Genomic DNA, 13,759 nt, shown 5'->3' on the forward strand with positions numbered 1-13,759 from the left:
GATCCTGCTGGACGAACCGCTGTCCAACCTGGACGCCAAGCTGCGCGAGGAGGCGCGCGCCTTCCTGCGCGAGCTGATCGTGCGTATGGGCCTGTCGGCGCTGATGGTCACCCACGACCAGGCCGAGGCGATGGCGATTTCCGACCGCATCCTGCTGCTCAATAACGGCAAGATCGAACAGCAGGGCACGCCGCAAAGCATGTACGAAACGCCGAACACCCTGTTCACGGCCGAGTTCATGGGCAGTAACAACCGCCTGCCCGCCACCGTCGTGCAGCGCGACGGCGCCAATGCACTGTTAGAGGTCGGCGGCATCCGGCTGCAGGGCACGGGGCGCGGCGTCGCGTCCGGCGACCCGTCGACCATCATCCGCGTGGAAGAAGTGAAGGTCAGCGCGACGCCGGTGGACAACGCGATCCAGTTGCCGCTGCTGACCTGCATGTACCTGGGCGACCGCTTCGAGTGCCTGTTCAAGGGACCCGACGGCATCAGCGTGCGGGCCTACTCCAAGTACAAGCTGGAAGCTGGCGGCTACTGGCTACAGCTGCCGGCCGACAAACTGTGGGTGTTCTGATGCCCCGTCGCTCAGCGACGATTTCCTTGGTGGAGGCGGTCGCAATGGTAGTGAACTTTTCGATGCATGGAGGCGTAAGACGGAGTGACGAGATCGGGCCGTGAACTTCGATGGGATTGACGTTGTCGGCCTCTTAAAGGCAGCGCGGACGAATCGGACCGGCCCAGCTAGGGGACGGCAAGATGGCCTATACGTGTACGGTCTACCTTCAATCAAGAATTCGTGTAAATAGAAAACCATGATAAACAAGAACAAATTAGAAATACCGGTGACGCTGATCCCCGGCGATGGGATCGGCCCGGAAGTGGTCGGCGCAACAGTCCAAGTATTGGGCGCCCTCGGCATGCCGTTTGCGTGGGACGTCCAGCAGGCCGGCATGGCCGGCGTCAACAGCAGCGGCGATCCGCTGCCGGAAGCGACGCTGGCCAGCATCCGCCGCACCCGTCTGGCGCTCAAGGGACCGCTGACCACGCCGGTCGGCACCGGCTTCCGCTCCTCCAATGTGCGGCTGCGTGAGGAATTCCAGCTGTACGCCAACGTCCGTCCGGTCTCGACCCTCGTTCCCGGGCGCTACGAGGACATCGACATCGTGCTGGTGCGGGAAAACATCGGCGGCTTCTATGTGGCGCACGAATACTACATCCCGATCGGCGACGATCCGCGGGCGGCGGCAGCGTCGACTGGCATCAACACCCGCGATGGCTGCCGCCGGATCGCCCGTTTCGCCTTCGAGTACGCCGTCAAGCACGGCCGCAAGAAAATCACCGTGGTGCACAAGGCCAACATCCTGAAGGCGCTGACCGGCATCTTCCTGGAGGCGGCGCGCGAAGTCGCGCGCGACTACGAAGGACGGGTGCAGATGAACGACATGATCGTCGACGCCTGCGCCATGCAGTTGGTGCTCAATCCGTGGCAGTTCGACATGCTGTTGTGTACCAACCTGTTCGGCGACATCTTGTCGGACCAGCTGGCGGGACTGGTGGGTGGGCTGGGCATGGCGCCCGGTGCCAACATCGGCGCCGATGCCGCCATCTTCGAGGCGGTGCACGGCTCGGCCCCCGACATCGCCGGCAAGGGCATCGCCAATCCGATTTCGTTGCTGCTGGCGGCCGGCCAGATGCTCGACCACGTGGGGCGCGACGACCTGGCGCTGCGGCTGCGCATGGCGATCTCCGCCACGCTGAACGATGACCACATCGCCACCGGCGACCTGAGAGGGACTGCCACGACCCAGCAGTTCACCGATGCCATCGTGCGCCGTCTGGGCATGCCTTAATGGCGGACCTTACGCGCCACTGAACAGATGCTCGCTACCAGAGGGCTGGTGGCGCGCTAGCGCGCCGCGACTGCTGATAGCAGCCGGAACTGCTGCGTGCCGTGGCGATCACACTCGCACGGGTAGCGCGGAGGCCAGGTTTGCTCAGTCACGACAGGGTGCCGGCACGGGGCCATTATGTTCCATGCTCGAAGAGTTGGACCGGGCGCCATTTCAGCAAGCGGATTTCGATAGTCGTCAGCAGATACTCCGCTCCCAAGGCCACCAACGCCAGCACGATCATCGCCGCGAACACGCCAGCCGCATTGAAAGTGCCCTGCGCCGTGGCGATCAGCAGGCCGATGCCGTGCCGCGCTCCGAGGAACTCGCCCACCACCGCGCCGACCAGGGCGAAACCAAAGCTGACATGCAGGCTAGCCAGGATCCAGCTCAGGGCTGACGGAAATACCACGGTGAATGTAACCTGGCGCTTGCTAGCGCCCAGGATATAAGCATTGGCGATCAGATTGCGGTCGGCTTCCCGTACTCCCTGGAAGGCATTGCCGAACACGACAAAGAATACCATGACCACCGCTAGCGCCACCTTGGAGCCCATGCCAAGTCCGAACATGATGATGAAAATCGAACCCAGCACTACACGCGGTATGGCATTGGCCACCTTGATGTAAATGCTCAGCACGTCGGATATGAGCTTGTTGCGGCCAAGTGCGATGCCGAATAGTATGCCCAGCATACTGCCGATCAGGAAACCCAGCACGGTCTCCTCCATGGTCACCAGCAGCTCAGCCCACAGCGGCCCTTGCGCCGTCCCTTCAGCCAGCCAGCTCACCAACTGCTGGTAGATCGCGGAGGGCTGCGAAAAGAAGAACGGATCCAGCCATTGCCATTGCACGGAAAATTCCCAGGCGCCCAGCGTCACCAGCGCCAGTGCGACGCGCAGCAACAGCACCACTCGCCAGTGATTGACGGCGCGTGCCATTGCTGCGCGTTCCTGGCTACCGTCGCCCGGCGTGCCGGAACTGCTCCCCGTTGTCATTGCGTGCATAGATATTCTCCGTAAGGATTAAACCTGGACTTCGTCCTTGAGATCCGACCAGATCTGTTTCGACAGGTCGATGAATGGCTGCGTATAGCGGGCCTTGGTTACGTCGCGCGGCCGCGCCAGGGGAATCTGATACGTGCTCTTGACGTTGCCGGGGCCCTTGCTCAGCACAACCACACGGTCGGCCAGTGCAATGGCTTCCTCGATATCATGGGTGACAAACACCACCGATGCCTGTTGCTCCGACCACAGTTCCAGCAGCTCTGCCTGCATCAATGCCCGCGTCTGCACGTCGAGCGCCGAGAATGGCTCATCCATCAGCAAAATCTTGGGTTCATTGATAAAGGTCTGGGCCAATGCCACCCGCTTGCGCATGCCGCCTGACAGCTGGTGTGGATAATGCTGCTCGAATCCAGTCAGTCCTACCCGCAGTACCCAGCCAGCCGCCTTGTCCCTGGCGGCTGTCTTGTCCATGCCACGGTAGAGCGGGCCGATCGCAACATTGTCGATCACGTTTTTCCATGGAAACACGGCGTCGGCCTGAAACACGAAGCCGATGTTTGGATCGATACCGGTTACCGGCCGGCCGAACACGCGGACCGTACCCGATGACGGTGGGTTGAGGCCGGTAATCATGTCTAGCGCTGTTGATTTTCCGCAACCGGTCGGTCCGACGATGGCGCAGAATTCTCCGGCATGGACGGTCAGACTGAACTCGCGCAGCGCCAACGTGACTTTGCCGTGCGGGCTGACAAACTTCCTGCTGACATTGTTGAGCTCGACGGCGGGTACCTTCATTATTTGGCAGCTTTCACGAATTCAGTGGTGTAGGTATTGGCCAAGTTGATCGACTTGCCTTGGACCGACTTGTCGAAGGCATTCAGCACGCCCAGTACGGTGGCCGGGCCGTTGGCGGGCATCACGCCATCGTCGGTAAACATGACCTTGCTGTTCTCCAACGCTTCGATATACATCTTCTTGTCCGACGCGTAATAGTCGGCCGGCATCCTGTCAGCAATTTCCTTGGCGCTGTGGCTGCGGATGTAACGCAGGGTCTTGACAAAGGCGTTCGCCAGCTTTTGCACCTGTGGCTTGTGGGTGTTGACCCAGGCCGACTCCATGTACAGGCAGGCGGCGGGATAGGTGCCGCCTAGCGCCTTTTCCGTCTCCTTCGGCGAGCGCAAGTCCACCAGGATGCTGGCCGCGCCTGTGTGCACCAGACGCGAGATGGTGGGCTCGGTGGTCATGCCGGCCTCGATCTTTCCCTGTCCCATGGCTGCAATGAAGGTCGCGCCCGCACCCACAGGCAAGGTGCTGAATTCGGTGCTTTTGATGCCCGCTTTGGCTGCCAGATATAGCGTCAGGAAATTGGTGGACGACCCCAGTCCTGTCACGCCCAGCCTCCGACCCTTGAAGTCGGCCGGCGACTTGATGTGTCCGCTGGCGGCCCTGGACACAAGGATTGCTTCGCCGGGCGTGTGGCTGAACTGCACCACCGACTGCGCCAGCTTGCCCCGCGCCTGCAAATCGATGGTGTGGTCGTAGAAGCCGATCACGCCTTGCGCCGCGCCCGACAGCAATTCGGTCTCTGCATTTACCCCGGTCGGTTCGCTAAGCAGTTCGACGTCCAGCCCGGTCTCCCTGAGGTAGCCGAGTTGTTCCGCCAGCTTGGCCGGCAAGTAGATATGTTTTTCTATCCCGCCGACCATGATGGTGATTTTATCGGACGCATGGGACGCGCTGGCAGCGGTCAGCAAAAGCCAGGCCGTGATGGCGCAGAGAATGGATTTCATGGGGAGTCTCCGTTATATTTATTTTAATAATCTCGCCTGCGTCAGCAAGCCCGACCGGCAGCGCGAACATTCATCATATGTCATTGTCCGCAGCCTGCCATCAGAAGCGGCAACGCATGCCCCCCTGGCCTCAGCGATTGTCGCCAAGCCAGGACACCGCCCTGTCGGTCAGCGCGTGGCACGGTTATGGCTGCTCACGCTACGGTGGATCAGGCCATACAGGCGCTCAAAATCGTTGCCTTTGACCGGCTTCCTGATGGTCGAGGTGCTGGCTTGCTGGAAATTGGCCAGCTCCTTCATGGCTGGGTCAGCGGCCTTGCGGGCGCGGCCGCCATGGGACGAGTTTGGCTGTCATGGGTTCTGTCTCCTGGTTTTTTAGAGTAATATGGCTAGCGATATTTTCGTTGCCTGTACGACACAACAAGATACGAGAGCGAACCCTTCAATTTGCCTACAGTCGGCCGGGCCGCACCAAAATACGACACCGACAACGGCTGTCTTACTGCAACATGGAATGCTATGAAACTATTGCTGGTCGAAGATAACCGTGAACTGGCGTCCTGGTTGAAGCGCCTGCTGAACCAGTCGGGCTACGCCGTGGAACAAGCTTACAGCGGCGAGGAAGCCAATACCCTGCTGATGACGCAACAGTACGATGCCATCCTGCTGGATCTCACCTTGCCAGGCATCCAGGGCCAAGTCGTGCTGAAAGGCTTGCGCGGGAAGGATGATCCGACCCCGGTGTTGATCATCAGCGCGCAGGATTCTTTGCCCGGCATTGTCGAACACCTCAACTTGGGCGCTGACGATTACCTGGCCAAGCCCTTCGATATCACGGAATTGGAAGCGCGCCTGCGCTCACTGCTCAGGCGTGCCAGCGGCAGGGTCAATCCGGTGCTGCACTGCGGCGCCGTGCGCTACGAAAGCAATTCGAAACGCTTCTTCATCAACAGGCAGGACTTGAATCCCACCCCGCGCGAACACGCCATCCTGGAAATGCTGATACGCCACCAGGGTTCCACGGTCGCGAAGAAGGCGCTGTGCGACAGTCTGTGCACGCTTGACGATTGTGTCTCGCCCAAGGCCTTGGAAATTTACATTCTTCGGCTGCGCAAAAAACTCGAGTTCTCGGGCGCGCAGATCATCACCTTGCGCGGACTGGGCTACATGCTGACCCCTGATGCGACCGCTTAACAGTCTGAAATGGCGGCTGGGACTATGGGTTTTCCTGCCCTCTGTCATCATCTCGGCGATCGACCTGATCGTCACCTACCGCAGCACCGATCGGATCGCGACGCTGGTGCAGGAGCAATTGCTGAAAGGCTCGGCGCGCATCATCGCGGAACAACTGGTGTCGGTCGATGGCGGCTATGAGATCAGTATTCCGCCGGCCGCTCTGGAACTGTTCGCCAGCAAATATCACGACATGGTGTTCTATTCGGTCCGCAGCAAGAGCGGCCAATTGATCGCCGGCGACGCAAAACTGACTCCCTATCCGGGAGCGCTCGCCATCGAGCAAGAGGATTTTTTCATTACCACCATGCGCGGCGAGCCGGCCCGCACCATCGCCTACGCCCAAGCCTTGCCCAATATGCCGGCAGGTGAATTCGCAGTCACCCAGGTTGCCCAGACCCTGCGTGGCCATGAAGCCTTTCGCCGGGACTTGTTCCTGCTGACCATGCGCCAGCATTTGCTGATCCTGGCCATCGTGATATTGGGGCTGATCATCACCCTGCGCTGGACACTCAAGCCGCTGGCCCGCTTTGGAGAAAAGCTGCAGCGGCGCAGTCCGGGTTCGCTGGAAACGCTTGACGCGAGCAGCGAGGCGATCGAATTGCAGCCGCTGGCCGACGCAATCAATGACTATGTCGGCCGGCTCGATTATGCACTGTCGTCCTACGAACGCTTTGTGGCCAACACTGCCCATCAGCTGCGGACCTCGTTTGCCATCATCTCGTCGCAGCTCAATTTTGCGCAACGCAGTCCGGGACTGCATGGCACCCAGAAGGAGGTGCTGACGGCGATCCAGAAATCGGTGCAGCAGGGCACGCGGGTGATCAACCAGCTGCTGGTGCTGGCCTCGTTGGAGCGCAAGCGTCAGCAACAGGAAGACGCGCCGCACATCCAGTTGTCGGTAGTGTTGATCGAGGCGCTTGACGCCCTGGCGCCGCTGGCCCAGCAGCGGCAAATCGACCTGGGTGTCGATTGCGTTGATGAGACCATCATGGTGGTTGCTCCACCACACCTGCTGCGGGAACTGGTGTCCAACTTGGTGGACAACGCGATCCAGCATACACCGCGTGGCAGCACGGTAACGGTTGCGCTGTCTCGGCGTGCCGACCAGGGGTGGCTTCGTGTGGTCGACAACGGCCCCGGCATTCCGGCAGACGAGCGCGACAAGGTGTTCGAACGTTTCTACCGCCTCGATGTGGCCCGCCCCAACAGCTCTGGCCTTGGCTTGGCTATTGTGAAGGAAATATGTGTAGTCTTGGGCGCACAAATTTCGCTCTCAGTGCCAGCAGAAGGAATAGGGCTGCAAGTCGATGTTGTGCTTCCGCTTCTTGTTGAGTCGTCACGAGATCTTTAGCCGCTCGACAGCATGGCACTCCAGCGACGGGGCCACCAAGACGGGCTTAAACTCCAGCGGATGCTGCCGGCACTGGCCGCGTGTTTCGTGGATCAGAATTCAGGTTGGTTTCACCTAGCGCTCGCATGATGCGCTTGTTCCGATAAACCCCTTCCACCGATCCCGACTGCAAATGACAACCAAACTGACACGTGCCGCACTCGCACAGTGCGCCGCCGGGCTGCTGTTGGTCGCTGTGGCCGGCTCCTCTCAGGCCGCACCGGAAGAAATCCAGGTATACATGAACGAGATGAATATGCCCGGCACATTCGGGCTGGACGTGCATCACAACTATGTCGTGTCGGGCGCCGCCGGTGTCAACTATCCTGGCGCGCAGCCAGCGCGCCATACGTTGCGCATCACGCCAGAATTTTCTTACGGCTGGACGCCGAATCTGGAACTGGGCGCCTATCTGTTGTCCTCGCGCGACCCGGATGGACAGCTCCGTACTGACGGTGCAAAGCTGCGCCTGAAATTCATTGCACCGACGTTCCAAAACTCCCCTTTCTTCTACGGCGCCAACCTGGAGTTGGGCCGGGTCAGTTACCGGCTCGATGAAAATCCATGGAACGGCGAACTGAAAGGCATCTTCGGATATCAGAGCGCGCGATGGAAAGCCGCCGTTAACGCCAACGTCGACTTCAAAGTTTCCGGTCCCATCTCCAGCCCCGCCACACTGGAACTGGCGGGCAAGCTGGCCTACCGAACCGACTCGGACTGCATGGTCGGTGTCGAAAGTTACAACGCGATGGGTGAATTGCGCCGCCTCGGCCCCCAAACGCGCACCGTGTACGCAGTACTCGACACAGCAGTGCGCGGCTGGGATCTGAACCTGGGTGTCGGACGCGGCAACGGCGCGGCATCGGATCGCTGGGTGATCAAGATGATCGTCGGCGTTCCTCTCGGCAACTGACCCACCGTTCCACGTTTCCCCGTCTCACCTTGCCGCACAGGCATGGAATCGGCGGATGCTTTCGCGTGCAGAAGCAGATGCCAGTATTTTCAAGTTTTTTTCAGGATTCATTCAGGTTCGCCGCGTATTCTTCGGATATGAAAATATTTGGCTGCCGACGCAATAGCAATAAGAGAGGGCTCCGATAAATGCCAACACGATATGACCCTAAGACCATCCGTCTGCATTGGCTGGTTGTCATTTTGCTTGCATTGGTGTGGGGATGCGCGCAGATTATCGATTTTTTTCCCAAAGGACCGCCGAAGATTACTGTGCGCAGTATTCACATGGGGGTGGGCTTATTGCTTGGTTTCGTGATGCTGTATCGGCTCTGGTGGCGCGCCAGACATGGCGAGCGCTTTTCTGCGACGGGGCTACTACCATTCATGTCCAGACTGGTTCATCTCAGTTTGTATGCACTGATCCTTGCAGAAGTGATCCTGGGCCTGGCGAATGTTTGGGGCCGCGGTGATGTCATCTTCAATTTGTACAAAATTCCTGCTTTCGATCCGGCTAACCGAGCGCTGAAAAACCAGATCGAATTCATTCACGCAACCGTGGCGGACGTCATTCTTGCCGTCGTCGGTCTGCACGCAGCAGCAGCGCTGGTTCATCACTTTATCCGGAAAGACGACGTGCTCAGGCGAATGCTTCCTGGCCGCATTGAGGACTCAAAAGTCATCGACGCATAAATTCCCGGCAACCCGGGACGCATACTCCTTTTGGGCTTGCTGCTACCACCACCACTACCTGGGGCAAAATAACATGAATACGTTGCGTCGCTCTTTCGCTTCTGCCTGCATCACACTCGGCATCGTGCTGCTTGGCCTATCTGGTTTTTCCTCTGCCGCGACGGTGGATCCAGCGGCCGCGCACGGCAAAAAAGTGCTCTATGTTTATAACCGGACCAAGCTGGAAAGAGTCAAGGCTACGGTGCCGCCACCGGCAGACCCCAAACGCATACCGGCATTGGAAGCTTGGCGCCGCAATGACAACAAGGTCATTGATTTTCTCAAGTCGTTAGGCTTCACGGTAACCGCTGCCGATGAAAGCACGCCGCTGGAAGCCGCTCAGAATCAGGATCTGATCATCATTTCCGAATCGGTCGATGCGCTTGATGTTGGTAGTAAATATCGCTATCTGGAGGTTCCGCTGATTACCTTTGAAAATGATCTGCTAGGTGAGCTTGGCATGACGGCGCTCAAAAATGGTCGTGACTATGGTACCGATGATAATCAACGTTTTCTCTGGTTAGTCAATGCGCCGCATCCGCTGGCGGCGGGCCTGACAGCTGGCATCCAAAATGTACTGAACGATGAAAATCTGAAGATGAACTGGGGTAAGCCGGGTCTGGGCGCCATTACGATTGCAACCTTGCGCGGTGAGCCCGACAAGGCCGCAATCTTCGCGTACGAGAAGGGTGCGACGATGAACAGCGAGTTCCTGGCTCCGGCCCGGCGTATGAGCTTTTTCCTCTGGCAGGACACGTTTGAACAAATGCGCCCTGAAGGACTGGCCCTGTTTCGGGCCGCAGTACTTTGGACCGTGGCGCGCCCCGACTGAGAACGAAAAATTTACGCGAAATTTCAACGACGTTCGACCCCTGACTCAAGGGTTCTGTCGCGTCTCAGTCGAGACACCTGAAGCTATTTTAAAATGACCACAGCGGGATGTTAACTTTTCTCATCGTGATTGACGGGGCGAGGAGATAGGGAAAGCAGATACAAGACGAGCTAGCGATTGGAGGCAAGAATCGCGCTAGTACGCGTTTGACGGGGCAACTGCCCGGGTGGTAGCGTATCAAGGATGATTGCGCGATCGCATGGGCTATTTGTCTGCGGGAGCGACCACCAGCACCTTCAATGTGCCGTCGATTGCCGCCGGCAAATAGGCGTACTTGGTCGAAGGATCGAATGCCATCGTCTTCGCGCCGGCAGCGGTCGGCACGTTGGCCAGTACGCGATAGCGATCAGGCGATAGCTGCTGGGCCACGGTCAGCGTGGCGCTGTCGCCGTTGGAGACGTAGATGCGGCCTGTCGCGGCGTCGTAGACGACGGCATCAGGATGGGTGCCGATGGCAAAGTCGGCCATGTGTTTCCCATTCCGCGCGTCGACGACCATCCCCGTTTTGTTCTTGCAGACGGTAAACAACCGCGCGTGGGCAATATCGAGCGCCAGTCCAGTCGGTTCTTCGCAGCCTGCCAGTGGCCAGTGCTCGACGACTTTGCCGGCCGCGATGTCGATCACCTCGATCGCATTTTTGTCCTCAATGTTGAGGTAAATGCGACCGGCGCCGTCGCTCACGGCAAATTCCGGTCGGCCGCCGACTTTGATGGTGGAGATGATCCGCATGTCAGGCACATCGAATACCGTTACGTTGGCGCTGCCGCCATTGAAGGTGTACAACTGATGGGCTTGCGGAACGTAAAGGATCGCGTCGGGATTTTTTCCGCTGACCTTGACTTGCTGCTTGACGGCCAGACTGTCGAGCGCAAAGACGGTGACGCTGTCCGAGCGTCCATTGCTGGTGAAGCCCAGGTTCCGTTCCGGTGCGAAGTCGACGCCGTGCACGCCTTCGGTGCCGGTGATGGCACCCGCCATTTTATGCGTAGCCAGTTCGACCACCTGGACCTGGTTGCCATGGGTGACGTACAGCCGGTGCTGGCTGGCGTCGATGCTGGCATAGTCCCATTTGCCGTCGCCGCTCAAGGCGATGCGGTCATGGACGGCATAATCCGGCGTGGCCGCCGTACTGCACGGCGTGAGGAAAGGAGCCAGCAGCAGGGCAAGCAGGGTGTGGGCAAAGCGCGTGGTGTGTTTCATGTCATGGTCCAAAATGGTGGGCAAGGTCAATAGGTGAGGTTGACGCCGGCCTGATAGGTGGCGCCGTAGTATTCCCGCTGGATGGTGCGATTCGTAGTGCCTTCGGCAAACTTGAGCGGCGTGTCGCTGAGGTTCTTGGCGTTAATATACAGCGACACGTGCTTGTTGAGTGCGTATGACCCGCCGAAGTCCACCGAGGTGCGGCGTTCGGCGTACACGTCGAGCGGAGCGCTGCTGCCGATTGCCCACAGGTTGCGCGACAAGGAGTACATTCCCAGACGCAGATTCCATGGGCCGGTCTCATAGAAGAGGGCCGCATTGACCGTGTTGCGTGAAGTCGATGGCAGGGTCGAGGTTTCGCCGGGACGGATTTCGAAACGCGAATCGACAAAAGTATAGTTGGCGCTGGCGCCAAGGCCGCCGAGCCAACCAGGCAAGGTGGTGAAGCGCTGCTCATAGTTCAGCTCCAGGCCGCGCGCGGTCGACTTCCCGACATTGGCAAACGAATAGACGTGGGCGACGCCGACAAAACCGGCAAACAAGCCATTGTTGGGGAAGGTCTGGCTGGTCTGGCTGGCAGCGATGTAATGGCTGATCTCCTTGTCGAAGATGCCGATGGAGGCAATGCCGGCGTTGGGCAAATAACGTTCGAGCGACAGGTCGAACGAATTTGCCGTGGTCGGCTTCAGGTCGGGATTGCCTCGGGTGACCGTGTTGGCGCCCGGGTCGATATTGAGCGAAGCCGATACCTGGCTGAAGCCGGGCCTGGCGATGGTCGACGAGTAAGCCGCGCGCAATAACGTCGCCCCGCCAAGTTCATAGCGTGCCTGCACGCTGGGGAACCAGTTGACGTAGTTGCGGTCCCGGCTGTCCGGCTGGATCAGGGTATTCCCGTCGGCGTCGCTGCCCTTGGCATTGGCCGCGTAGTTGGCACGCGTCATCTCCACCCGCAGGCCGGCGGTGATGCCCAGCGGGCCGGAACGCATCTGGTATTGGCCGTAGCCTGCGTAGACGTCTTCCTTGTCTTGCAAATACTGAAGCGCGGCGTTTTGGGCGTCGGAGGCGGACACGAACTGCTTGCTGCCATACAGGCTTTGCAGCAGCCCGGGCATCAACTGCGGACCGTTCTGATAGAGGCCGTCATAGAACACGATGCCGGGACCTCCCGCCGCCGCGGTCAGCGGCAATGGCGGAAGATTGGCGAACGAATAGGGCTGGCCGTTCACCACGCGCTTGCGTAGTCGGGCGCTGGCGCCTGCCTTGAAGCTCTCCTCGTCGTAGCCGCCTACGCGGGTGTCCCATCTGAGATTGGCGGCCAGCGACCATTCGTGGTCCGATATGTCTGTTGTGCTGTTCTGGAACTTGACCAAGCCGTAATTGGCCGGATTCAGATAGTCCGCACCGTTCACGGCAAACGCCGGCACGTTGCCCGGTCCGCTATTGGCATAGCTGACGGTGGCCGTGGCAGAGGGCGTGTAGTTAAAATCGGAATTGTAGTCATGCAGCTTGTTGTAGGAACCGCGCGTATAGCCAAGGCGGTAGTCCAGCACCGCGTATTCCAGTTGGTTTTTGCCGCCGGCCACGAAGATCTTGTTGTTGATGGTTTCTTGCTCGTCGCGTAAGGTCTTGTCGAAGCCATTGGCGCCCATGCCGTCGATGAAGCCGTTGGCGGCGGGCTGCGGGCTGCCGTCCGGCGTCACGGTCAGCCGCTGGCGCAGAACCGACTCGGTGTAGCCCGCGTCGAAGCCGCGGAGGTAATAGCTGTTGTGCGCATCCGGCTGGTAGCCCAGGTCCAGGCCGACGCCATGGCGGCGACGGTGATACTGGTACCATCGCTGATCCCAGCCGGCGTAGGTCAAAGGGGAGTGGATACCATCGTCGAGAAACGCCGGTTCGACGTCGTCGATGCCGCGTTTGTCCTCATAGTAAGCCGCCGTGACGACGATCGAGAAAGGATGGTCCGAATAGGCCGCTGCGCCGCCTTTGCCCGGTTCGCCGCCGCCGAAGCGGGTGCCGGCGGTGAGCGACAGATCGGCGATATTCGTGCCGCGCAGCGATTCGCTGCCGGTGCCGATACGCGCTTCGAGGAAGGGTTTGCCGTTGCGCGGCGCGGTTTTCGGGGTGATTTCAATCGTGCCGCCCAGCGCTTCGGCATCCTGTTCAGGAAGATTGGATTTGGTAACCGTAATGGCGCCGACGAGGCCGGTGGGGATCGCGTCCAGCGCCACCGCGCGGCCGCCGCCGAACGGCGAGGCGTTGTTTGAGGGCGGAAGCCGCAGGCCGCCGAAGGTCGTGCTGTTCAGATCGGCGTCCAGACCGCGGATATTGACGAAGCGTCCCTCGCCGGTGTCGGTCTCCAGCGAGATGCCGGGAATGCGCCGCACCGACTCGGCGATGTTCACATCCGGCAGCTTGCGCATCTCCGCCGCCGTCATCAAGTTGATCAGGTTGGGAGCCTGCTCCTGGGCTTGGCGGGCACTGGAGTTGGTCGCGCGCTGGGCATCCACCACTATCACCTGGATAGCGTCACCGGACGGTGCTGGATCGGCCGGGTCGGCCGCGTAGGCCGGCACCAGGAAGAGTTGGCTGATGAGAGCGGGAAGGATGGCTTGCTGGAATGGTCTGGTTTGCATACGTGCTTTCGCTGAAAATGAAGTAGGTCCGTGGCTGGGG

General features: G+C 59.8%; 13 protein-coding genes. 7 read left to right on the forward strand and 6 right to left on the reverse strand.

The window, feature by feature from the left end; genetic code table 11:
- Together ABWW33_RS20200 and ABWW33_RS20205 are read left to right on the forward strand one after the other, a co-directional pair.
- On the forward strand, positions 1–574 hold a 574-nt coding region (locus ABWW33_RS20200; protein WP_353403426.1), incomplete at its 5' end, for an ABC transporter ATP-binding protein.
- Between the two features lie 238 nt (positions 575–812).
- The gene (locus ABWW33_RS20205) at positions 813–1,850 is read left to right on the forward strand and encodes an isocitrate/isopropylmalate dehydrogenase family protein (protein WP_353403427.1); all 1,038 of its coding nucleotides are present in this window, start codon (positions 813–815) and stop codon (positions 1,848–1,850) included.
- 175 nt (positions 1,851–2,025) lie between these two features.
- Here the strand turns inward: ABWW33_RS20205 and ABWW33_RS20210 are convergent, their stop codons facing one another.
- From ABWW33_RS20210 to ABWW33_RS20225, 4 genes are all read right to left on the reverse strand, one after another.
- Positions 2,026–2,895, reverse strand: a complete 870-nt coding sequence (locus ABWW33_RS20210; protein ID WP_413449507.1) for an ABC transporter permease — start codon at positions 2,893–2,895, stop codon at positions 2,026–2,028.
- 18 nt (positions 2,896–2,913) lie between these two features.
- Positions 2,914–3,690 carry an ABC transporter ATP-binding protein gene (locus ABWW33_RS20215; protein WP_353403428.1) on the reverse strand — a complete coding sequence of 259 codons (777 nt, stop codon included), beginning with the start codon at positions 3,688–3,690 and terminating at the stop codon, positions 2,914–2,916.
- Positions 3,690–4,685 (reverse strand): ABC transporter substrate-binding protein, encoded by a 996-nt coding sequence (locus ABWW33_RS20220; protein WP_353403429.1) that lies wholly within the window; start codon positions 4,683–4,685, stop codon positions 3,690–3,692. Before ABWW33_RS20220 ends, ABWW33_RS20215 begins: the two co-directional genes overlap by 1 nt.
- Positions 4,686–4,853: 168 nt before the next feature.
- Positions 4,854–4,985, reverse strand: coding sequence for a hypothetical protein (locus tag ABWW33_RS20225; RefSeq protein WP_353403430.1), 132 nt, complete (start codon positions 4,983–4,985; stop codon positions 4,854–4,856).
- 219 nt (positions 4,986–5,204) lie between these two features.
- Between ABWW33_RS20225 and ABWW33_RS20230 the strand changes: the two genes are divergently transcribed.
- The 5 genes from ABWW33_RS20230 (at position 5,205) to ABWW33_RS20250 (ending at position 9,826) form a co-directional block, all read left to right on the forward strand.
- Entirely contained in the window at positions 5,205–5,879 is a 675-nt protein-coding gene (locus tag ABWW33_RS20230) for a response regulator (RefSeq protein ID WP_353403431.1), read from the forward strand.
- A complete protein-coding gene (locus tag ABWW33_RS20235; RefSeq protein WP_353403432.1) occupies positions 5,866–7,272 on the forward strand; it encodes a sensor histidine kinase in 1,407 nt (468 codons plus the stop codon). The genes ABWW33_RS20230 and ABWW33_RS20235 overlap by 14 nt, the downstream gene beginning before the upstream one ends.
- A 172-nt stretch (positions 7,273–7,444) precedes the next feature.
- The gene (locus tag ABWW33_RS20240; RefSeq protein ID WP_353403433.1) at positions 7,445–8,224 is read left to right on the forward strand and encodes a hypothetical protein; all 780 of its coding nucleotides are present in this window, start codon (positions 7,445–7,447) and stop codon (positions 8,222–8,224) included.
- A gap of 188 nt (positions 8,225–8,412) precedes the next feature.
- Positions 8,413–8,955: a cytochrome b gene (locus ABWW33_RS20245; RefSeq protein ID WP_353403434.1), complete on the forward strand. Its 543-nt coding sequence runs from the start codon at positions 8,413–8,415 to the stop codon at positions 8,953–8,955.
- Between the two features lie 73 nt (positions 8,956–9,028).
- Positions 9,029–9,826 carry a hypothetical protein gene (locus ABWW33_RS20250; protein WP_353403435.1) on the forward strand — a complete coding sequence of 266 codons (798 nt, stop codon included), beginning with the start codon at positions 9,029–9,031 and terminating at the stop codon, positions 9,824–9,826.
- 264 nt (positions 9,827–10,090) lie between these two features.
- Here ABWW33_RS20250 and ABWW33_RS20255 read toward each other — a convergent pair whose 3' ends face one another.
- A complete protein-coding gene (locus ABWW33_RS20255; protein WP_353403436.1) occupies positions 10,091–11,086 on the reverse strand; it encodes a YncE family protein in 996 nt (331 codons plus the stop codon).
- Between the two features lie 26 nt (positions 11,087–11,112).
- Positions 11,113–13,719, reverse strand: coding sequence for a TonB-dependent receptor (locus ABWW33_RS20260; RefSeq protein ID WP_353403437.1), 2,607 nt, complete (start codon positions 13,717–13,719; stop codon positions 11,113–11,115).
- Positions 13,720–13,759 lie beyond the last annotated feature (40 nt).

Source organism: Duganella hordei (assembly GCF_040369125.1).
GTDB classification, from domain to species: Bacteria; Pseudomonadota; Gammaproteobacteria; order Burkholderiales; family Burkholderiaceae_D; genus Rugamonas; species Rugamonas hordei.